The following is a 20,836-nucleotide window of genomic DNA, read 5'->3' on the forward strand; positions in this document are numbered from 1 at the left end:
GTGAACATGAAGATCTTATTTCTGCATAGTCTCTATGAACCCCATGTGGGCGGCGGCGCGGAGATCGTCGTGCGGCAGCTGGCCGAAGGGCTGCAGGTCCGTGGTTTTGACGTAGCGGTGCTGGTCACCGGCCCGGATACCGGCGTTCAAGAGGAAACGTTAGGCGGCGTACGGATCTATCGCGCCGGCCTGCATAACCTTTACTGGCATTTCACCCAGAACAGGCCCAGCTCGTTGCTGCGCCTCGGCTGGCATTACCGGGATCGTTACAACCGCAGCATGCGCCTGCATGTTCGCGAGGTAATCGCGCGCGAACAACCGGACCTGGTGATGTGCCACAACCTGACTGGTTGGTCGGTCTCGGCGTGGGACGAAATCGCTGCTGTGGGTGTGCCGATCGTTCAAGTGCTGCACGATCTCTATTTGCTGTGCCCTAAGGACACCATGTTCAACAAAGGCCGCAGCTGCGAGCGGCAGTGCACTCTCTGCTCGGCCTTTCGGCGGAATCACGCCGCGGCGTCGGCTCAAGTGAATGCGGTGATCGGTGTCAGCCGCTTCGTTCTGGACCGACTCACCGCTCAAGGCTACTTCGGCCGAGCCAGCCGCCATGTGGTGCATAACAGCATCGTGCCGAGCGCCAGTGCGCCTCCCGAGCGCCACAGCCACAGCGGGCTGCTGCGTTTCGGCTATATCGGCACGCTGTCGGAAAACAAGGGAGTGGGCTGGCTGATCGAGCAATTCCAGCAGCTTTCGATCGACGCCACTTTGGAAATCGCCGGGCGCGGCAAGCTGGACTACGAGGCGCATCTCAAGGCGCAGGCCGATCCGGCCAAGGTCCGTTTTGTCGGCTACCAGAATGCCAACGCCTTCATGCGCAATATCGATGTGCTGGTGGTGCCGTCGATATGGGCCGAGCCCTTCGGCCTGGTCGCCGTCGAGGCCTGCGCACAGCACCTGCCCGTCATCGCGACGAGCATGGGCGGCCTGCGGGAAATCATCGAGGACAACCACAATGGGCTGCTCTGTACACCGGCCGACCCTGACTCGCTCGGCCGAGCGATGCTCAAACTCTACCTGGACAGCGGCCTGCGCCAGCGGTTGTCGCGACAGGCACGCGCCAGCGTTGCGCCTTTTTTGAACATGGAGCGAATGCTCGATCAGTACCAATCGATCCTGCATACCGCGCTACACGGCCGGAGAGCCCACGATGCCCCCGAGTTCGCTGACCATCACGCGCCCCAGGTCGAGCCCACTGGCGATTGACAAGCCAACCCTGCTGACGTTGATCGCGGCCTCGCTGCTGGTCAGCGAAACCTTTGCTGGAGCGCTGCGCTATTACCTGGACATGGCCGGCATCTCCGCCCTGCTCTATCTGCCGAAGCTGGCATGCCTGGCCGCGGTTGCGCTGGAACTGCCGCGCGCGCGAAACAAGCCAGGGGTATGGCTGGTGTTGTTTGCATTGGCGGTCTCAGGCTTGTTGGCATTGCTGCACGGAGCCGCGCTGATCAACGTCGGTTTCAGCTTGTTCATCTACATTCCGCTGTTGTTCGGGCTGTTCTGCGGCCGCTACCTGGAATGCAGAGCCGGCCTGCTGGGTTGGGCGGCCGGGCTATGCCTGGTGGCCTCGCTGCTCGGCATCGCACTGGACATGTTCACCAACGTGCCCTGGAAGGGCTACAGCTACATGATGGGCGACGTCGAGCTGACCGCGAACAAGTCCTGGGCCTTCGGCAGTACCGATCGTCTCGCCGGCTTTGCCCGGATGTCGACCAATCTGGCGGTGATGATCGCGCTGTACAGCTTGTATCTGGCAGCGTTTCTGCAGTCGCGCCTGCTGCGAATGCTGCTTTACCCGCTGGCCTTTGGCGCGATCTTCCTCACGACCAACAAGTCCACAGCGGCGGCTTACCTGTTGACCTTGATGATGCTGTTCCTTGCCGGCTACCGCATGCCCAGCGCTACGGCATTTTTCATCGCGGTGCTGATGGGCATGGCTCTGCCAATTGCCAGCCTGTTGCTGAACATCCCGCAAAGCGAAGCCTATAGCGCCAGCTTGCTTGCGTCCTTCAACGACCGCCTGATCAACAGCTGGCCGAACTTCATCGACGTGGTCACCCATGAAGGCTGGGCTTGGTGGGGCGCGGGGTTCGGTGCGGTCGGCAGCAGCGCAGCGGCCTTTCCGCTGGCCTGGCTGGAATTGCTGAGCATCGCCGACAACACGGCGCTGTATCTCTGGGGGATGCTCGGTGTGTTCGGCGTGCTGCTGTATCTGCTGTTTTTTCCCTTGCTGCTGCGCCTGCACGATCGCGGCCCGCCCATCCGTCACGCCCTGCTGGGCATCGTCTTCTGTACCTGCCTGATCGGCTGGGCGACCGACGTATTGGAGGTGACCACCGCCACCCTGTTCCTCGGCATGGCGATCGCCCACGCCCTGATGCCGCGGGAGGTGCAGCATCAAGGGATGCACAACCCGATCGCTCTCGAGAAACCGTATGTCTATAGACCCAGGGACGGCCAGCCATGAACACCCGCCTTCTTTTTTGCCGTTTGGCGATTGTCGCGGCCATGTCGGGCGTGGCATTGCAGGCATCGGCACTGGAACCTGAAGAACCCTTTATCCTCGGCGTCGGCTCGCATGACCTGCATTTGCGCGACAGTCGCAGCCAGGGCAACCAGTTGTTGCGGGACGCCGGTATCGAGTCGATACGAACCGACGCGCACTGGGCATTTATCGAACGTAAGCGTGACCAGCTCAAGGTGGAGCCGCACTGGGATCGCTATCTCGCCGGTACCGAGGCACAGGGGCTCGATAACATGTTCATCCTGGGGTACGGCAATCGTTTTCATGGCGACGGAGAAAAGCCACGCAGCGAACCGGTACGCGCCGCCTTCAACCGTTACGTCGCGTTCGTTGCCCAGCAGTTTCGGGGCCGCATCAAGCATTACGAAATCTGGAACGAGTGGGACGTCGAGGACCCGAGCGATCCTCAGTTTACTCAGGACTATGCTCGGCTGATCGCCGATGCGGCAGGCATCATTCGCCAGTACGATCCCGACGCCAAAGTGTTGGCCGGCGCGGTAACCACCAAAGGCATCGAGTCCGGTTTCGCCCTGCGCCTGATCGAGAACGGCGTAATGCAATCGATCGACGGCCTCTCGCTGCACCCGTACGTCCATTGCCGCGGCCGGGGCAAAAACACTCCGGAGGCGTGGATCGAGTGGCTCGCCGAAGTCGACCTGGAACTGTCCAGCGCTGCGGGCCAACCGGTGCCCCTGTACCTGACGGAAATGAGCTGGCCGGCCTATCAGGGTTCCTGCGGCATCGACGAAAACATGCAGGCCGCCTACTTGGCGCGCAGTTTACTGCTTGTCAGGACGCTGCCCAACGTGAAAGGAATGTGGTGGTACGACTTCCGAAACGACGGGACCGACAAGCGTGAGCGAGAGCATAACTTCGGCTTGGTCCGCCAGGACTACAGCCTGAAACCCGCGTATCGGGTGCTCGAGGCGATCAGCCCGATCGTCCAGCATTACCAGTTCCTTGGCCATAGCGATAAAACAGGGAATAACACCGTCCTGATGCGTTTCGGCAATGCAGAAGAGCAGCTTCTTGTCGCCTGGAGCACCGACCAGGACCGCACCGTAAGCATCGAATCCGCGGGCAAGGCCACCGGCCCGCTGGAGTTGATTGATACCGCGCACCCGGAGAACGGCCGAACGCAGGGCGAAACGGTGTGGACATGCACGGCCGATGCGAGCACCTGTACCGCCAGTGTCGAGCTCAATGGATTCCCCAAAATCATCAGCCTCGGCAAGTCCGCTGCCGCTGCGGCTCGCACCAATCCCTAGCAGAAGATCTCGATTCGGAACTGTGTTTGAAAAGAGGAATTTCAGATGATTGTGATCAATGCTCGCTTTTTGACCCAGGACATACGAGGAGTACAGCGCTTCGCAGAGCAGATCAGTCTGCAGCTCAAAACCTTGCGCGACGATCTGGTTTTCGTCGCGCCCAAGGATATCCGCCTGCACGACAGTGCCGAGCAGTTGCAAGTGCGCCGTATCGGTCGCCATCGAGGCCATCTTTGGGAGCAGGTTGACCTCCCGCTGTGGCTAGCACGCAATGGCAGCCCACCGCTGGTCTCGCTATGCAATACCGCCCCCCTGGCGTACAGCAACCAGGTCGCGACCCACCATGACATCACCTACGTCAGGCACCCGGAAAGCTACTCGAAAGCGTTCCGGTTCACCTATCGCAACCTGACGCCACTCTTATTCAAACGAATCAAGGCCTTGATTACCGTGAGTGAATTTTCCCGGAAAGAAATAGCGCGTTTCTACGGCTATCCGGCACGCCATATCTGGGTCGTGCCCAACGCAGTCGATGCACGCTTCCAACCCTTCTGCGCAGAACAATGCCCCCGTAGCTCGGCGCCCTATCTCCTGGCCGTGTCCTCTCACAGCGCCCACAAGAATTTTGCCAGGATGGTCGCGGCATTCATCCGAATGGAAGGCCTGGAGGACGTTGAGCTACGCATCATTGGCGACTCGAGTCGAATATTCTCCGGCAGCCTCCACGATGTTGCCGGCAGCCGACGCATCCGCATGCTTGGCCGACTCACCGATGAAGAACTGGTGGAGGCCTATCAGGGCGCAACCGCCTTCGTGTTCCCATCTGTCTACGAAGGTTTCGGCATTCCCCCGCTCGAAGCACAGGCCTGCGGCTGCCCGGTCATTGCAGCACGCGCCGCCTCCATTCCCGAGGTGCTGGGCGACAGCGCCCTGTACTTCGACCCGCTGAAGGTCAAGGACATCGCCGACTGCATGCAGCGGGTCATGCGCGACGAGGCCTTGCGCCAAAACCTGCGTCGGCGTGGCAAGGCGAACGTGGCGCGGTACTGCTGGAATTCGTCGGCTCAACAGGTCTCCCGGTTGATCGACATGGCATTCACCGGCGTACGCGACGGCAATAAAGCAGACCTGCAGCGACTCCCCTTCAGCCAGCCGAAGCTCTAGTCCACGCGGTCGCCGACAGCGTCGCCTGTTACCTGCATTCACAGCGACCCCCGACACCGCTGCGGCACTTCAATATTCCAGTCACCGAATCTCGACGACTGATCCCTGTTGATACCCCTCCTATCCTGAAAGGCTAATCGTATGAAAATCGCCATTGTTCATGACTGGCTAGTGACCTATGCCGGCGCCGAACGGGTGCTTGCCGGGCTGCTGGACACCTGGCCGGAAGCCGACCTGTTTGCCGTGATCGACTTTCTTTCCGATGAAGATCGCAGCAGTCTCGGTGGCAAGCGCGCCACCACCACCTTCATTCAGCAGCTACCCAAGGCAAAGACGCACTACAAGAAGTACTTGCCACTAATGCCGCTGGCCATCGAACAACTCGACATGTCGGCTTATGACCTGGTGATTTCCAGCAGCCACGCCGTGGCGAAGGGCGTGCTCACCGGGCCGAATCAGTTGCACATCAGCTACGTACACTCGCCGATCCGCTACGCCTGGGACCTTCAGCATCAGTATCTGCACGAAGCCAGCCTGGATCATGGTTTCAAGGCCAAACTGGCGCGCATGCTGCTGCACTACATGCGCATGTGGGACCAGCGCACCGCCAGCGGCGTGGACGAGTTCATCGCCAACTCGCATTTCATCGGCCGGCGCATCAACAAGAGCTATCGGCGTGAATCAACCGTCATTTACCCGCCCGTCGATACCCGCCAGTTCACGCTGTATGCGGATAAGGAGGACTACTATCTGACCGCATCACGGATGGTGCCCTACAAGCGCATTCCAATGATCGTCGAGGCATTTTCCCGAATGCCCGACAAAAAGCTGATCGTCATCGGCGCCGGGCCCGAAATGGAGAAGGCAAAGGAGCTCGCAACGCCAAACGTGACGCTGATGGGTTATCAGAGTTTTGCAGTACTGCTACATCACATGCAGCGCGCACGGGCATTCGTATTCGCCGCGGAAGAGGATTTCGGAATCGCACCGATCGAAGCCCAGGCATGTGGCACGCCCGTCATCGCCTACGGACGAGGTGGTGTACTTGAAACCGTTCGGGGCATCGATCATCCGGAGCCGACTGGCGTGTTCTACCCAGAGCAGACGCCAGAGTCGCTGATCGCCGCGATCGCAGAGTTCGAATCGGAAGCACATCACATCTTTCCTGACGCATGCCGAGCCAGTGCAGAACGTTTTTCAACCGAACGATTCAGGCAGGAGATTAAGGCGTTCGTAGATACTAGGGTTCGAGAGGTTTCGTTGCTTCAAGGGCAGGAGGCGCTGTTGCACCGAACGACCGTAACTCCGGCAAGCCTCACACCGGTTTACCCCGCCGCGGTGCCAATGAAGCAAGCCTGACCAAAACCTCATCTCAATTGCGAGGTTTCAAGGATGAACACTGCAACCCAATGCGTCCGCACCACCTGCGTGCTGAGCTTCGCCCTGCTGATCTGCGGGACGACCATCGCCACACAAATCTCCGAACACGCCCAGAGACCGCTGTATCCGAAGGGGTACGAAAGCCTGGCACGGGACACGTCTGGCTGCGCCAGCGGCGAATCCCGAGCGGTCATATCGGATCATGGCGTTCGCCAGACTGCCCTCCCCTGCAATGAAAGCAGTCGCCCCGCAAGACTCGCTCCGTCCCCTGTGCACCTGGCGAGGCCGCTATCCGATAGGCAGTACATTCGCTCCGGCGACGGCATCCGCTACTCGTTCTAACCCTGCGACTTTTGGAGGTTCCATGGACAGTGAAGACCTGAACAAGCAATCGCTGATTTACGCAGACGGCTATTCGTACACCGAAGTATTCCGGGCACCCGAACTACCGGGAATGCCCAACGGCAGCCGTTTGGTCAGCGTATTTCACGCCTTTTTTACCGCAGAACGAGAAAACGACATTCTCGACACCGATCCGATCGCGCGAAAGAGGATGGAAACCTCCAGCGGCTGCTGAATGCCGGACCCCACGCTCACCATTGCGGGGACACAAGCGCCTCGTCAGACGGCGTTCCTGTCGCTGAAATAGCGATCGCTCCCCTCCCGACTCATGCAGAGCTCCCAATGACTCCGAAAACCTCCTTGGTGACTGTGACCTATGGAGATCGGCTGGCTTATTTGCAGCAGCTGATCGAGCGCGCGCTGACGTTCGTCGAAATCGACGAAGTGATCGTCGTGAGCAACGCCGCGCTCGCACCGCTGGAACAACTATCAGAGCGCTGGCCTGGGAAGGTCAGATTGATTCAGCTGCAACACAATACCGGCTCGGCGAATGGCTATGCCGTGGCGCTCGAAGCCGCGCTGGCCGGCGGCGCCGACTACATCTGGATGATGGACGACGACAACGCTCCGACTGCCGCCGCAGTGTCGATCCTGCATCGCGAGATTGCGCGTCTCGGCGGCCTGATCGGTCCGGATCGGGTGGCGGTACTGGGCTATCGGGCGACGCAGCAGGCCGACATTGCCCAGGGCATACCGCCACGCTACATCGTGCAGCAGCGCTCCAGCTATTTCGGTTTTCACATCGCCCAGTTGCCTTTCAAGATCTGGCGCAGGCTCCCTTGGGCAAAACGGCCCGGCAAACGGCCGGCGAGTATCAGCCTGCCATTCGCGCCCTACGGCGGCATGCTCGCCCATCGCAGCCTGTACCAGCGCATCGGTGTGCCGTTGAAAGAACTGGTGCTATACGTCGACGACACCGAGTACACCCGGCGTATCACCGCAGGCGGGGGGCAATTGCTCCTGTTTACCGATGCGGTTATCGACGAGCTCGAACAGTCCTGGAACGTCAAGGCCCGCACCCGCAACATCTACGAGACCTTTCTGCTCGGTGACTCGGACTTCCGCGCCTACTATGCCGCGCGCAATCAAGCCTGGTTCGACAAGAATGTCTGGGCCGACTCCCCCCGGCTGCACCGCCTCAATCGGGCGATTTTTCTTACCTTGCTGCGCTTGATTGCCCGGCTGCGTAATACCCGACAGCGCCTGCTGCTTATCGAACAAGCCATCCATGACGGCGAAAACGGCGTTCTGGGGATGAGCAAAACTTTCCCGTTGCGTTGAGCCCCTGCCTATAGCAGCGCTGTCGCCCGGATCAACCCAGGGATTTGCCCATGGACATCGCTTCGACTCAGCGCGAACAGAACAACTTCGACTTCTTGCGTTTCTTTGCCGCTTCGGCAGTCGTCCTCGGTCACTGCTATTGGCTGTCGGGCATCGGCGATATCGAACCGGTGCGGCTGTTTACCGGGTCAATGGATACCGCTGACATTGCCGTGAACCTGTTCTTCGTCATGAGCGGTTTTTTGATCGCTGCATCATGGATCAACAGTCGCAGTCCGCTGGACTTCGCCGTCAAACGCGCCCTGCGGATTTTCCCGGCGTTGTGCGTTTCGGTTCTATTGACCGTACTCATTGTCGGGCCACTGGCAACCGGGCTGTCGCTCGAGGGCTACTTTCTTAACCGTCAGACTATGGGCTACCTCGGCAATATGACGTTGATTACCCATTTCCATCTGCCCGGGGTGTTTACCAACAATCCGTTCCCCGAGACCGTCAACGGCTCCGTCTGGACGTTGCCCTACGAAGTGCTGATGTACGTTTCATTGCTGATAATGGGGCTGCTCAGAGTATTCGGCCGAATCGCTGTACTGACACTCCCCATCACGCTGATACTGCTTCACTTCCATCTGGCACCGAACCTGGGCCTGGAAAGCGACATTCTGCGCAAGTCGAGCCGGCTGGGCATGTTCTTCTTTCTAGGCTCGGCGTTGTACCTGTTTCGCCGGAGCGTGCCGTGGAACTGGAAGATCGCGCTGACGCTGCTGGCGGTCTCGCTGCTCAGCGCGCGAACCGACTGGTGGTTTTTCGTCCACGTCCTGACGCTACCGTACCTCACCATTTATCTGGCACATCTGCAGATACCACGACTGTCCCGCTTCGGCCGCTATGGAGATTTTTCATACGGCATCTACATTTACAGCTTTCCGTTCCAGCAGTTGCTGATGCATTGGCTGAGCCCGCAGTTGTCGCTGCCGGCTTTCATGGCGCTCAGCCTGACAGGCAGTGTCATGCTGGCGATATTGTCGTGGCATCTGATCGAGTCGCCGGCGTTGCGTCTCAAGCGCTACCTGCCCAATCGTCGTGCTCGTCCGAACGAGGCTGTGTTGAATCAAGTTCCATGACAGACCGTATTTCGCCTGCTACGGGGCCGAATCCTCCGAGCCATCAGCGCCTTCGATGAGCTGGCGGATTGTGGTCACCAGCGGACCAATCCCGCTGCCCTTGGGCAGAAACGCGTCGACCAGCCCGTCGAGCTGCAGCTGTTGAGGGAGCGCGGCGCTCGTCATCAGGATAGGTGTGTCGTCGTACGCCGGGTTTTTGCGAATAACCCGCGCCATCTCATACCCGTTGAGCTCGGGCATCATGTAGTCGGTAAGGATCAGCGCGGGCTGCTCCTCCTTGAGCCGAACCAACCCCTGGGCACCGTTTGCCGCCGCCACGACCCGGAAGCCTTCGTCTTCTAGGATCATCACCATCAGTTTGCTGAGGCCGACTTCATCTTCGACCAGCAATACTAGTGGCGCGCGTCGTTCGGGGTGCTGGTCACGCATCCTGGCCCCCCGCCGCAGGCTGGCGATGGGCTTGCCCCGTCATCACCCCCTCGGTACAGGTCATGCGCTCGCCCAGCCTGAACCCCCCCGGGCCCAGAGAAAACTCGTAGACATAGGGATCGAATCCACTTTCACGCATCTTCAGGATCGCCAGCGTGCGGTAGAGCCTGGATTCGAGTTCGGCATACCGAAGCAGGACTATGTTCTCGGCGATCGACGAGACGGTTGTAAAGCGCAAGCCCTGATCGCCCCCGACGATCTCTGCCAGTTCAGCCGTGAACATCGTGGTAACTCCTTCGCTGCGCAGGATCGCCGTCAACGTACTGAGGAAGCGGCCCAGCCGCTGCTCGTGTACGGCGGCCTGCTTGAAGGCATCCACGCCGTCTATGAACAGCCGCTTGACTCCCCGGCGGCGTACATGCCCGAGGATTTCCTCAGCCAGTTGGTCCTGCAGCAGCTCCGTTGGCGAATGATGAACGACCTCGACCGCACCGCTGTCGATCAACGCACCCAACTCCAGCCCGAGGGCGCCGGCACGGCGCCGCAATCGATGGGCATCCTCGTAGAAACCGAAGATCAAGCCAGGCTCGGCTTCACTGCTGTTGCAGATGAAGCTCAGCCCAAGCGTTGTCTTGCCGACGCCTGTGGGCCCGACCAGCAGCGTCGTAGAGGAATAGGGAATACCGCCTTCGATGATGCGATCGAGCCCGTTGACGCCTGTGCTCAAGCGCTCATCGCGCATCGTCGCGGATTCCAGCTCGCCGGTTACGGCTTCGAGTCGCGGATATACCCGGAATCCGTCGCTGGTGATCGAACTCAGGTGGCGCCCGGAAATGAAATCGCTGCCCCTGAACTTGCGGACCTGAAGGTAGCGGTAGGTGCGGAAGTGATCTTCGTCGCTACCAAGGTGCAGCCAGCCATCGACCATAGTGAATTCGGGGCTGCCCGAATCGCGCTTGCTGTTGGTCAACAGCAGAATGGTGCAGCCAACCACGTCGGCGTAGATCGACAGGTCGTTGATGAACTCGCGGAAGGCACGCTCGGAAGCCGCGTTTTCTTCAAGCGCGAACAACCCGTCGATCACGATCAGCGAAGCCTTTTGCCGCTTTCCGTTGCGCGAGAGATAGTGAAGGATGCCTTCCAGCCCGTCGCTGCGCAGGATATCGAATGCGCTTTCATACATGACGGAGGAGCCGGCGTACTGGTTGTCCATGAAGCGCATGTTCTGCAGATGCCGAAGCAACCGATGGTGAGTCTCGGCCAGCAGCGTCACATAGAGCGAGCGTTCACCGCGCGCCGCCCAGCCATAGCAAATCTGGTTGGCCAGAATGGTCTTGCCTTCTCCTGGTCCGCCCTGGACGATGTATACGGCACGCGGCAGCAAGCCGCCGTTGAGCACGGCATCCAACCCAGGCACGCCGGTCCGAACCCGGTCTGGCGCCGTTGTCACGAAAGTCGAGGTATCGGTCACAGCAGTTTTCCGTCCGAAACAATGCGCTGAATGGTATCAGCGGCGGCAGCGTGAGTGTCGGCCAGCGTACTGATTGGTCATTTTTTAAACAGATACGTTCATGCATCACTGCGCTCTTTTCATGGCCCGATGCGCCAGACGGCACCGGATCGGTACACCAGACGCACCACGGCGCAATTCGGACCAGCAGGTAGAGTCTCTCAACCGAAAGCCCTACCATGCATGACCAATTCCTGACCAATCCAAATCCATGCCCCTGCCTTCCCTGTTTCGTATCGACCTGCGACGACTCATCGTGCTGCTTGCGATTGTTGGTGGACTGGTCACGCTGAGTATCAGCTTTTATGCGAGCTATCAGGTGCAACGCGGATCGTTGATGGACAACACGCTCGAGGCCAATCGAGCCTACGCGGTGAAACTGGCTGCAGGCACCGAAATCTTCTTCGCTTCGGTGCAGCAACAACTGCAATACAGTGCGAACATCCTGGCCGAACAATTTGGCGATCCGGACAAACTGGCTGAAGAAGCCGACCGACTCCGCCTGCAGACGGACAGTTTCAATAGCGCCGTCATCACCGACGCCCACGGCATCGTGCGGGCGACCTCTCCTCGCGTCGCCAACCTGATTGGCCAGCCGTTGGACTCGCCCGGCGCACGTGAAGCGCTGCGCGAACGGCGTCCGCTGGTCAGCAGTCCTTACATGTCGGCTATCGGCAAATTGATAGTCTCTATTTCACAGCCCATCTTCGATAAAGAGGGAACTTATCTAGGCTACATCGCTGGAATCATCAACCTGAAGGAGCCGAACATCCTGGGCAGCATGCTCGGCGAGCACTTCTACCACGACGGTTCCTACCTGTACGCGGTCGACCAGAGTCGGCGCCTGCTCTACCATCCGGACCCGAAGCGGCTCGGCGAGGTCGTTAAAAAAAATGCGGTTATCGATCAAGTGCTGCGCGGCGAATCAGGTAGCCAGCGGGTCATCAACAGCCGCGGTCTGGACATGTTGGCCGGCTTTGCCCCGGTCCCCACTGCAGGTTGGGGCATAGTTGCCCAGCGCCCGACCGCGGCGACCCTGCACCCGCTCGACAACTTGATGCTCGAAGTCCTCCGCCAAACTGCCCCGCTCGCCCTGCTGACATTCTTTGGCGTCTGGCTACTGTCGGGCCTGATCTCGCGCCCGCTCTGGCAGCTGGCAAGAAGCGCGAGCGAAATGGATGCACCCGACAGCCAGGAGCGCATCCAGCAGATTCGTTCCTGGTATTTCGAATCGTCCCAGCTGAAACGCGCAATGCAAGTGGGTGTGAACCTCATGCATCAGCGAATCGGCAAGCTCAATCTCGACGTGCAGACCGACCCTCTGACCGGCCTGCTTAATCGGCGCGGGCTCACTCTTGCGCTGGAACGCCTGAGCGTGGAAAGCCGCGAATTCGCAGTGGTTGCCCTCGACATTGATCATTTCAAGCGGGTCAATGACAGCTTTGGCCACGACGTCGGCGATCAGGTCATCCGCCATATTGCCGGGCTAATGACGACCTGCTCGCGCGGGGCTGACACACTCTGTCGCAGCGGCGGTGAGGAATTCCTGATGCTCCTGCCGGATGCCAATCTGGAGGCGGCCTGGCGAGTTGCAGAACGTCTGCGTCTGTATGTCGAGCAGGACACCATCAGCGAGGTCGGGCACGTAACCATATCGCTGGGTATCGCGGCCTGGCCGGGTCACCCGGAAAGCATCGAGCAGGTGCTCAAACAGGCCGATGCAGCGCTCTACCGGGCCAAACAGAGGGGCCGCAATCGTTCGGAGGTCGCTCAGTTCGACCCGTCTGAGCCGGGTAATGCCAAGCACAGCGACTGACGCCTACAGCCCCGCACTTGTCGATACGCGGGGCACCGAAAGCTTTGCAATGACTGTATACTCGCGCGCCTTTTTCATGCGCTGTTCCGAGGTCATTGTCGATGAGCAAAACGCCAACAGTCGGGTTCGTATCACTGGGCTGCCCCAAGGCCACGGTGGACTCCGAACGCATCCTGACTCAGCTGCGCATGGAGGGCTACCAGATCGTGCCCACCTACCAGGATGCCGACGTGGTGGTGGTCAATACCTGCGGTTTCATCGACAGCGCCAAGGCCGAATCGCTGGATGCCATCGGCGAAGCCATTGCCGAGAACGGCAAGGTGATCGTCACCGGCTGCATGGGTGTGGCCGAGGACAGTATCCGCAACGTGCACCCCAGCGTGCTGGCCGTCACCGGTCCGCAGCAGTACGAGCAGGTGGTCAACGCCGTACATGAAGTGGTGCCGCCAAACATCGATCACGATCCCTTCGTCGATCTGGTGCCGCCGCAGGGCATCAAGCTGACCCCGCGCCATTACGCCTATCTGAAGATTTCCGAAGGCTGCAACCACACCTGCAGCTTCTGCATCATCCCCTCCATGCGCGGCAAGCTGGTTAGCCGCCCGGTAGGCGATGTGCTGAGCGAAGCCGAGCGCCTGGTCAAGGCGGGCGTCAAGGAAATCCTGGTGATTTCTCAGGACACCAGCGCCTATGGCGTCGACATGAAGTACAAGACCGACTTCTGGAACGGACAGCCGGTCAAGACGCGCATGCTGGAGCTCTGCCAGGCGCTGTCGAGCATGGGCGTGTGGGTGCGCTTGCACTATGTCTACCCGTACCCGAACGTCGATGACGTCATTCCGTTGATGGCCGAAGGAAAGCTGCTGCCCTACCTGGACATTCCCTTCCAGCACGCCAGCCCGAAGGTCCTTAAAGCCATGAAGCGTCCGGCCTTCGAGGACAAGACCCTGGCGCGCATCAAGAAGTGGCGCGAGATCTGCCCGCAGCTGACCATCCGCTCGACCTTCATTGTCGGCTTCCCCGGCGAAACCGAAGAGGACTTCCAGTACCTCCTCGACTGGCTGACCGAAGCCCAGCTGGATCGCGTCGGTTGCTTCCAGTATTCGCCGGTCGAGGGCGCTCCGGCTGAGGCAATGGATCTCGAGCCGGTACCGGACGACGTCAAGCAGGATCGCTGGGATCGCTTCATGGCCCATCAGCAAGCCATCAGCGCCGCGCGCCTGGAGCGCAAGGTCGGTCAGGAAATCGAAGTGCTGATCGACGAAGTGGACGAGGACGGCGCGATCGGTCGTTCCTACGCCGATGCCCCGGAGATCGACGGTATGGTCTACGTCGACAGCGAGCATCCGCTGCAACCCGGCGACAAGGTCTGGGTCCGCGTGACCAACGCCGACGAGTACGACCTGTGGGCCGAGACGATCTGATCAGAGTCGACGAAGCCTGAAAAAAACCTCGCCCCGGCGGGGCTCGAGGTGACAAACGAACCCCGCCAAACGGCGGGGTTTTTCGTTTCTCAGGCAGCGTCCATTGACCAGCTGACTGCATCATCTTGGGGCATTGTCGCTACGGTCAGGTTTTTTCCGGGGCAGGGTTGCCGAAAGACGTCGATGGAAACCGTTCCTGCACCTTGTAAATTCAACTATTTATTTGAAATAAAAAGGATATTCAAAGAGCTCCTGCCGCTAAATAATAATTGGCGCACGTCTTGCTTCGTTAGCCGCAGCTGACCATTTGGCCAAGAAAAATCAAGCACACATAACGCAACAGGAGCTCTCCTCTATGAAGTCCATTTTGACCACCACCGCACTCGTCGGCAGCCTGATGCTCGCAGGTCAGGCGGCTGCCGCGCCTATGCTTTGGCAAAACAACAGCCTGACCTATCTCTACGGTAAGAACTTCTCCGTGGACAGTGCCGGCGGCGAAGAAGGCGATATCCAGCAAACCATCACCTTCGAACATGCCAGTGGCTGGACCTGGGGCGACATGTTCCTGTTCGTCGATAACAAGTGGTACAACGGCATCTCCGGCAGCGACGGCCATACCTATTACGGCGAGTTCAGCCCGCGCCTTTCGTTGGGCAAGATCACCGGCGCCGACCTCTCCTTCGGCCCGATCAAGGACGTGCTGATTTCGGCAACCTACGAACGTGGCGAAGGCCGCAATCGCAACTACTTGCTCGGCCCGGCTGTAGACCTGGAGGTGCCAGGTTTTGATCGCCTCGCCATCAACACTTACTACCGCAAGCCCGACGGCATCACCAACAAGCCGAGCGGCCAATGGCAGATCACTCCGACGTGGGCCATCACAATACCGGTTGGCAAGTCCGATATTTTGTTCGATGGCTATATCGACTGGGTGGTCAACGATAAGAAGAACGGCAACACTGAATTGAAGAAGAATTTCCACTTCAACCCGCAGGTGAAATACGACCTGGGCAAAGCGATGGACTACACGCCAGGCAAGCTCTATGTCGGTATCGAGTACGACTACTGGTCGAACAAGTACGGCATCGAGGACAGTGACGCTTTCAACACCGATAACAACGTCACCAACTTCATCGTCAAAGCCCACTTCTGATGCGAAACGGCGGCTCGGTTCGGAATTGCATCTGACCTCGCCTGAAGAGATGGCAGTCGTTATCGGATGATGACTGCCATTTCCCTCGACCTCGTGACCCGCTCCGGCAGCCCGTTGCGCAGCGGCTCGGTTGGGGGGCGCAGGCGCTACAAAAGGGGGCGGTTTTCGCTCAAAGGCACCGTTTTGATACGCATAGGTCAGGCTGGACGCCAAACTGACGTCGGCGTAGGCAGTCAGCAGACCAGGCAATGAAAGGGGAACCGCGTCAAATCGGCTTTTTGGGCAGGCGGCCAGCATTGGACCGGTAAAGCTAAGTGGCTGGTCAGCTTCTTGCAGCTCTCGACACACCTGAACCACCAAGAGAATTCTGCACGATCTGCTGCGGTCGTGAGGAAAATCGGCCGGCGCCACCCTACGCTAGCATTAGGAAGCGCATCGGGCCTGATGTCGCCACCACAGGGAACGGACCTATGAACACCTTCGACGCCACGCTCACCCAGACGCCCATCGCCAGCAAACGCACCGGCCGGATTCGCCAGAAAAACGAAGAGCTGATCCTGTCGGCTGCGGCCGAAGAGTTCGCGCACCACGGCTACAAGGGCACGAGCATGAATACCATCGCGCTACGCGCAGGGCTGCCGAAGGCCAACCTGCACTACTACTTCACCAGCAAGCTCGGGCTGTATGTCGAGGTCATGCGGCACATCCTCGAATTGTGGGACAACGCCTTCGACCACCTCACGGTCGACGACGACCCGGCCACCGCGCTGGCCGCCTACATCCGCACCAAAATGGCGTTTTCGCGCAAGCAGCCACAGGCCTCGAAGATCTTCGCCATGGAGGTGATCAGCGGCTGTGAATGCCTCTCGGCGCACTTCAACGAGGACTACCGCGAGTGGTTTCGCGGTCGCGCCGCAGTGCTTCAGGCCTGGAGCGATGCGGGCAAGATGGACCCGATCGATCCCATGCACCTGATCTTCCTGATCTGGAGCAGCACGCAGCACTATGCCGATTTTTCCGACCAGATTCGCCGCATCACGGGCCAGCGCCGGGTGACCAAGGATGATTTCGCTTGCGGCACCGAGACCCTGATCCGAGTCATTCTCAAGGGCTGTGGTCTGACGCCTCCCGCCTGATTTTCCCTCCGGCGTGGAGGTCGCCCTCCGTCCGGCTACCCGAACTGAGGCGAGCCCCTCGTATGTCACGTCGTCTGCGTATCCATTCCCCTGCCATTCACTACTTCGACATGGTGCGGCGTTGCCAGTCGATTCGCGAGGCCGCGCGACGGCTGAGCGTGGCCTCGTCAGCGGTCAACCGGCAGATTCTGAAATTGGAGAGCGAGATCGGCGCCCCTCTGTTCGAGCGTCTGCCGGCAGGCTTGCGTCTGACCGCCGCCGGCGAAGTGTTCGCCCGCCACGTGCTCGTGGTATTGCAGGATGCCGCGCGCGCCAGTTCCGAACTCGATGCGCTGCAGGGCTTGCGAACAGGCCATGTAGAGATCGCCACCGTCTCCGGTGTCACCGTCGATCTGTTGCCATCGGTATTAGAAGCCATGACGGTGCGCTACCCGCATATCACGGTCGGCGTCACCAGCCTGGGCTCGCAAGGCATTCCGGATGCGGTGACCAGCGGCCAGGCCGACATCGGCATCGCCTTCGCTTTGCGCCGCACCGCTGACCTGCAGCAACTCGGTGTCGGGCATTTCCGTCTCGGTGCCATCGTCGCTGCCGATCATCCGCTGGCCGAGCGCCGCGAGGTGAGCTTTTCGACCTGCGCCGAGCACCGCTTGATCCTGGCCAAGAGCGACCTGTCGATTCACCACCAACTGGCCCCGGTCGTCGCTCGGACGCGTTCGCCGCGCAAGGCGACGCTGGAGACCAGCTCGGTGGAGCTCGCGGCGCAGATGGCCAAACGTGGCGCCGGTATCGCCTTTCAGACACGCATCGGCATCGAGGCGGAACTGCAAGCCGGCACCCTGGTTCACCTGCCGCTGAACGACAACGGCCAAGTGCTTAGCGACCTCGGCGTGTATGTACGAAGCTCACGCTACCTGCCGGTGGCCGTGGATGCGTTCGTCCGAGCGCTCTGCGAAGAAATCGCCAGCCGCGAGAGCCGAGAGCGCGCCGAGCTCGGTTGACGTGCTACCCGCCCGCCTCCGCCAGACGACATCGTCTATCCCACTGCCAATTCAATCGAACGTTCACCGCCATAACAGGCCGCATTGACGGTCTGCGAGAGTGCGAACCTCGGCCAAGGCAGGCCTCCAGCCCCTGGTCTCGCATTTTTTTCGTCACGATAAAATCCGCATTTCGTGCGCCAGAGCGGTGCGCCGAAGCCGTTGCCCAAGTCGTCCAACCCGCTCGCCAGCCCAGCGGCCGGGGCCGTTGAAAGCGCCATTCCAGAGCACTCAACGCCCCACATGAGCGCATTGCTCGCTGATGCCGAAAAGGCATCGCAGTGCTCGATATTCTCTGCTTTTGCGTACACCAAAGGCGACCTGATACTGCGCCGTAACGGGCTACACGCCCTGGCAATCCACAGGTTTTCGCCATGTCTCATGCTTCTCACGTCAGCCCGATTCACGAGGCCAACCTGCCGCTGATCGACCTCGCCGGACTGCTCGGTGACGACCCGCAGGCACGCAGCACGGTCGCCCAAGCGATCGGACGGGCCTGCCGCGACACCGGATTCTTCTACATCCATAACCATGGCATCGACGTCTCGCTGCAAGCCGCGGTATTCGAACAGGCGCGGCAACTGTTCGATCTGCCTGGCGAGGCCAAACAGGCGCTCGACAAGGCCACCTCGGCGGCCAACCGCGGTTATGAAGCGCTACGTGGCCAACGCCTTGAGCCAGGCGCGCCGGCTGATCTGAAGGAGGGCTTCTACCTCGGGTGCGAGATCTCGCCTGATGATCCGCGAGTACAGGCTGGACGCTTCAACCACGGTCCGAATCAATGGCCGACGACGCTGCCCGCGTTTCGCCCGGCGATGGAGCACTACCACACCGCCCTGACTGGGCTTGCCGAACGCTTGATGGCTGGCCTGGCGCTGTCCCTGGAACTGCCGGAAGACTATTTCGCCGCCTTTTGCCACGAGCCCATGGCGACGCTGCGCCTGTTGCACTACCCGCCGCAGCCAGCGAACGCCGAGCCGGGCGAAAAGGGGTGCGGTGCGCACACCGACTTCGGTGGCCTGACCCTGTTGCTGCAGGACGACAACCCTGGCCTGCAGGTCTGGAATCACCGCGCTGAGACCTGGATCGATGCCCCGCCGCTGCCGGGGACCTATGTGGTCAATCTCGGCGACATGATCGCCCGCTGGACCAATGACCGTTACCGCTCGACCCTGCACCGGGTCGTCAACCTGTCCGGTCGTGAGCGTTACAGCGTGCCGTTCTTCTACGGCGGCAACCCCGACCATCAAGTGAGCTGCATTCCTACCTGCCTGGAGCCCGGCGAAGCGCCGCGATACCCGAGCGTGACTGTCGAAGAGCACTACCGCGAGATGTACCGGAGGACCTATGCCTGACCGTCATGTGGTGCTGATTCATGGCGCCTGGGCCGGCAGCTGGGTCTGGGACGGGTTGCTCGATGGGTTGCGGGACGCCGGTTTCAAGCCTCACGCCATCGACTTGCCTGGCAATGGCAGCGACGACACGCCGGCCTCGGCAGTAAGTCTCGACCTGTATGCGGCCCACATTGCGGCGCTGATCGACAGGCTCGACGGCCCCGTGCATCTGGTCGCCCATTCCGGCGGCGGGCTGACCGCCACGGCCGTGGGGGAACGCTGCGCCGAGCGTATCGCCGGAGTCAGCTATGTCGCCGGCATGATGTTGCCGAGCGGTGTGCCCTTCGCCGATGCCTGCGCAGAGCTGGTGTCCACCGCTCCCGAGGTTTCCGGAGTCGGCCCGTTTCTGCAACGCAGCGTCGACGGCCTCGGCACTCGCGTACCGGCGGAGATCGCCTGTGCGCTGTTCTTCCATGACGTGCCACTGCCACAGGCGCTCGCCGCGGCGCAGCGTTTGGGCGTACAGCCCGATGGTGGGCGCGCCGTAATGGCGCGCTGGAGCAACGAGCGCTTTGGCCGCCTGCCGCGCCTGTATATCGAATGTGCCACCGACCGCTCGGTTGTCCCAGCGGTACAACGCTGGATGCAGGAGCAAGTACCCGGCGCCGAGCGGGTCGTGCTCGATTGTGGTCATGCGCCGCAACTGGCTACCCCCGAAGCACTGCTCGCCGCCCTGCTGCCCTTCTTTTCGCGCCACCCCGACTCTTCTTCCAGCCGACAACTTTCGTAAATGCCCAACAAGGAGCAACGCCCCATGTTCAAGAAGACCCTGCTCGCCAGCTCGCTGCTGGCCCTGCTTTCCCAAAACGCGCTGGCGGCCGACACGGTGCGCTGGCTGAATGACTGGCTGCCTGCCGGCGACAAAGCGGTGATCTATCTGGGCGTCGACAAGGGCCTGTTCGCCGAACAGGACATTGAAGTGGAAATCGCCAGTGCCCGCGGCGGCAGCGACGTGGTGACCAAGCTGGCCACCGCCAGCGCGGACTTTGGCAGCGCCGGTCTGGCGTCGGTCCTTCAGGCCAGGGCCCAAGGACCGGTGCCGGTGGTCGCGGTGGCGCCCATCTACAACAAGCAGCCGGACGCCTTCTTCACGGCTGAAGGCTCAGGCATCGAGCAATTCAAGGACATCGCCGGCAAAACCGTTGCCACCCCGACCTTCTCCGCCTCCAATGTGGTTTTCCCGCTGGTGCTCGAAGCCAACGGAATCGACCGTGACGGCGTACAGCTGCTCAAGCTCGACCCCGGCGCGCTGGCGCCCATGCTGGCCACCGGCAAGGTTGACGCGACCATCAACTGGGTCACCGTGGCCCCTGGCTTTGCCCGTTCGATGCAGGAAGCCGGCAAACAGCTCAAGGTCATTCCCTGGTCGGATTCAGGCTTCGATGGTTATGGCCTGTCGTTGATCGCCTCCGAGCGCTTCCTCAAAGACAACCCCGAAGTGGCGAAGAAATTCATCAAGGCATACCGCCAGGCCCAGGAAATGGCGATTGCTGATCCTGCCGCTGCCGCCGCTGCACTGAAGAAAATCGTTCCTGAAGTTGACGAGCAGCAGGCGGTTGAGCAGTTCACCGCGTCGGTGCCGCTGATGCAGAACGAAATCAGCGAAGCCGAAGGCACTGCCCGTTTTGATCAAAAGCGCCTGGAAACCACGTGGCAATGGGTCGCCCGCGCACAGAATCTACCGGCCGACAGTCTCGACCCAGCGCAGGTCGTCGCCAAGGACTTCGTCGAGTGAAC

At 60.6% G+C, this 20,836-nt stretch carries 18 protein-coding genes; 16 read left to right on the forward strand and 2 right to left on the reverse strand.

Annotated elements, in window-relative coordinates; translation table 11 throughout:
* Positions 1-6 precede the first annotated feature (6 nt).
* The 8 genes from CH92_RS13270 (at position 7) to CH92_RS13310 (ending at position 9,197) form a co-directional block, all read left to right on the forward strand.
* Complete coding sequence (locus CH92_RS13270; RefSeq protein ID WP_025242253.1) at positions 7-1,263, forward strand: glycosyltransferase family 4 protein; 1,257 nt, start codon at positions 7-9, stop codon at positions 1,261-1,263.
* On the forward strand, positions 1,208-2,524 hold the full coding sequence (locus tag CH92_RS13275; protein ID WP_051517561.1) for a hypothetical protein: 1,317 nt from the start codon (positions 1,208-1,210) through the stop codon (positions 2,522-2,524). The genes CH92_RS13270 and CH92_RS13275 overlap by 56 nt, the downstream gene beginning before the upstream one ends.
* Positions 2,521-3,849, forward strand: a complete 1,329-nt coding sequence (locus tag CH92_RS13280) for a hypothetical protein (RefSeq protein WP_025242255.1) — start codon at positions 2,521-2,523, stop codon at positions 3,847-3,849. The genes CH92_RS13275 and CH92_RS13280 overlap by 4 nt, the downstream gene beginning before the upstream one ends.
* A gap of 45 nt (positions 3,850-3,894) precedes the next feature.
* A complete protein-coding gene (locus tag CH92_RS13285) occupies positions 3,895-5,013 on the forward strand; it encodes a glycosyltransferase family 4 protein (RefSeq protein ID WP_025242256.1) in 1,119 nt (372 codons plus the stop codon).
* 141 nt (positions 5,014-5,154) lie between these two features.
* On the forward strand, positions 5,155-6,372 hold the full coding sequence (locus CH92_RS13290) for a glycosyltransferase family 4 protein (protein WP_025242257.1): 1,218 nt from the start codon (positions 5,155-5,157) through the stop codon (positions 6,370-6,372).
* Positions 6,373-6,757: 385 nt separating this feature from the next.
* Positions 6,758-6,970, forward strand: coding sequence for a hypothetical protein (locus tag CH92_RS13300; RefSeq protein ID WP_025242259.1), 213 nt, complete (start codon positions 6,758-6,760; stop codon positions 6,968-6,970).
* A 107-nt stretch (positions 6,971-7,077) separates the two neighbouring features.
* The gene (locus tag CH92_RS13305) at positions 7,078-8,076 is read left to right on the forward strand and encodes a glycosyltransferase (protein ID WP_025242260.1); all 999 of its coding nucleotides are present in this window, start codon (positions 7,078-7,080) and stop codon (positions 8,074-8,076) included.
* A gap of 50 nt (positions 8,077-8,126) precedes the next feature.
* On the forward strand, positions 8,127-9,197 hold the full coding sequence (locus CH92_RS13310) for an acyltransferase family protein (RefSeq protein ID WP_025242261.1): 1,071 nt from the start codon (positions 8,127-8,129) through the stop codon (positions 9,195-9,197).
* An 18-nt stretch (positions 9,198-9,215) separates the two neighbouring features.
* Here CH92_RS13310 and CH92_RS13315 read toward each other — a convergent pair whose 3' ends face one another.
* Complete coding sequence (locus CH92_RS13315; protein ID WP_025242262.1) at positions 9,216-9,626, reverse strand: response regulator; 411 nt, start codon at positions 9,624-9,626, stop codon at positions 9,216-9,218.
* Positions 9,619-11,097, reverse strand: coding sequence for an RAD55 family ATPase (locus CH92_RS13320; RefSeq protein WP_025242263.1), 1,479 nt, complete (start codon positions 11,095-11,097; stop codon positions 9,619-9,621). Before CH92_RS13320 ends, CH92_RS13315 begins: the two co-directional genes overlap by 8 nt.
* Before the next feature lie 250 nt (positions 11,098-11,347).
* Between CH92_RS13320 and CH92_RS13325 the strand changes: the two genes are divergently transcribed.
* The 8 genes from CH92_RS13325 to CH92_RS13360 all read left to right on the forward strand — a co-directional run bounded on the left by CH92_RS13325 (position 11,348) and on the right by CH92_RS13360 (position 20,834).
* Entirely contained in the window at positions 11,348-12,952 is a 1,605-nt protein-coding gene (locus CH92_RS13325; protein ID WP_025242264.1) for a sensor domain-containing diguanylate cyclase, read from the forward strand.
* A gap of 101 nt (positions 12,953-13,053) precedes the next feature.
* The gene (gene rimO / locus CH92_RS13330) at positions 13,054-14,376 is read left to right on the forward strand and encodes a 30S ribosomal protein S12 methylthiotransferase RimO (RefSeq protein WP_025242265.1); all 1,323 of its coding nucleotides are present in this window, start codon (positions 13,054-13,056) and stop codon (positions 14,374-14,376) included.
* A gap of 355 nt (positions 14,377-14,731) precedes the next feature.
* On the forward strand, positions 14,732-15,529 hold the full coding sequence (locus CH92_RS13335; RefSeq protein ID WP_025242266.1) for an outer membrane protein OmpK: 798 nt from the start codon (positions 14,732-14,734) through the stop codon (positions 15,527-15,529).
* A gap of 470 nt (positions 15,530-15,999) precedes the next feature.
* Positions 16,000-16,665: a TetR family transcriptional regulator C-terminal domain-containing protein gene (locus CH92_RS13340; protein ID WP_025242267.1), complete on the forward strand. Its 666-nt coding sequence runs from the start codon at positions 16,000-16,002 to the stop codon at positions 16,663-16,665.
* Positions 16,666-16,727: 62 nt separating this feature from the next.
* Positions 16,728-17,666 (forward strand): LysR family transcriptional regulator, encoded by a 939-nt coding sequence (locus CH92_RS13345; protein WP_025242268.1) that lies wholly within the window; start codon positions 16,728-16,730, stop codon positions 17,664-17,666.
* A 413-nt stretch (positions 17,667-18,079) separates the two neighbouring features.
* The gene (locus tag CH92_RS13350) at positions 18,080-19,060 is read left to right on the forward strand and encodes an isopenicillin N synthase family dioxygenase (protein WP_025242269.1); all 981 of its coding nucleotides are present in this window, start codon (positions 18,080-18,082) and stop codon (positions 19,058-19,060) included.
* Positions 19,053-19,829 carry an alpha/beta fold hydrolase gene (locus CH92_RS13355; RefSeq protein ID WP_025242270.1) on the forward strand — a complete coding sequence of 259 codons (777 nt, stop codon included), beginning with the start codon at positions 19,053-19,055 and terminating at the stop codon, positions 19,827-19,829. The genes CH92_RS13350 and CH92_RS13355 overlap by 8 nt, the downstream gene beginning before the upstream one ends.
* Before the next feature lie 24 nt (positions 19,830-19,853).
* Positions 19,854-20,834 (forward strand): ABC transporter substrate-binding protein, encoded by a 981-nt coding sequence (locus tag CH92_RS13360; RefSeq protein ID WP_025242271.1) that lies wholly within the window; start codon positions 19,854-19,856, stop codon positions 20,832-20,834.
* Positions 20,835-20,836: the final 2 nt, after the last annotated feature.

The organism is Stutzerimonas stutzeri, assembly GCF_000590475.1.
GTDB classification, from domain to species: domain Bacteria; phylum Pseudomonadota; class Gammaproteobacteria; order Pseudomonadales; family Pseudomonadaceae; genus Stutzerimonas; species Stutzerimonas stutzeri_D.

Bases quoted from the DNA above. Each gene is read 5' to 3' on its own strand.
- CH92_RS13270 (WP_025242253.1), top strand. From the start codon at position 7: ATGAAGATCTTATTTCTGCATAGTCTCTATGAACCCCATGTGGGCGGC.
- CH92_RS13275 (WP_051517561.1), top strand. From the start codon at position 1,208: ATGCCCCCGAGTTCGCTGACCATCACGCGCCCCAGGTCGAGCCCACTG.
- CH92_RS13280 (WP_025242255.1), top strand. From the start codon at position 2,521: ATGAACACCCGCCTTCTTTTTTGCCGTTTGGCGATTGTCGCGGCCATG.
- CH92_RS13285 (WP_025242256.1), top strand. From the start codon at position 3,895: ATGATTGTGATCAATGCTCGCTTTTTGACCCAGGACATACGAGGAGTA.
- CH92_RS13290 (WP_025242257.1), top strand. From the start codon at position 5,155: ATGAAAATCGCCATTGTTCATGACTGGCTAGTGACCTATGCCGGCGCC.
- CH92_RS13300 (WP_025242259.1), top strand. From the start codon at position 6,758: ATGGACAGTGAAGACCTGAACAAGCAATCGCTGATTTACGCAGACGGC.
- CH92_RS13305 (WP_025242260.1), top strand. From the start codon at position 7,078: ATGACTCCGAAAACCTCCTTGGTGACTGTGACCTATGGAGATCGGCTG.
- CH92_RS13310 (WP_025242261.1), top strand. From the start codon at position 8,127: ATGGACATCGCTTCGACTCAGCGCGAACAGAACAACTTCGACTTCTTG.
- CH92_RS13315 (WP_025242262.1), bottom strand. From the start codon at position 9,626: ATGCGTGACCAGCACCCCGAACGACGCGCGCCACTAGTATTGCTGGTC.
- CH92_RS13325 (WP_025242264.1), top strand. From the start codon at position 11,348: ATGCCCCTGCCTTCCCTGTTTCGTATCGACCTGCGACGACTCATCGTG.
- rimO (WP_025242265.1), top strand. From the start codon at position 13,054: ATGAGCAAAACGCCAACAGTCGGGTTCGTATCACTGGGCTGCCCCAAG.
- CH92_RS13335 (WP_025242266.1), top strand. From the start codon at position 14,732: ATGAAGTCCATTTTGACCACCACCGCACTCGTCGGCAGCCTGATGCTC.
- CH92_RS13340 (WP_025242267.1), top strand. From the start codon at position 16,000: ATGAACACCTTCGACGCCACGCTCACCCAGACGCCCATCGCCAGCAAA.
- CH92_RS13345 (WP_025242268.1), top strand. From the start codon at position 16,728: ATGTCACGTCGTCTGCGTATCCATTCCCCTGCCATTCACTACTTCGAC.
- CH92_RS13350 (WP_025242269.1), top strand. From the start codon at position 18,080: ATGTCTCATGCTTCTCACGTCAGCCCGATTCACGAGGCCAACCTGCCG.
- CH92_RS13355 (WP_025242270.1), top strand. From the start codon at position 19,053: ATGCCTGACCGTCATGTGGTGCTGATTCATGGCGCCTGGGCCGGCAGC.
- CH92_RS13360 (WP_025242271.1), top strand. From the start codon at position 19,854: ATGTTCAAGAAGACCCTGCTCGCCAGCTCGCTGCTGGCCCTGCTTTCC.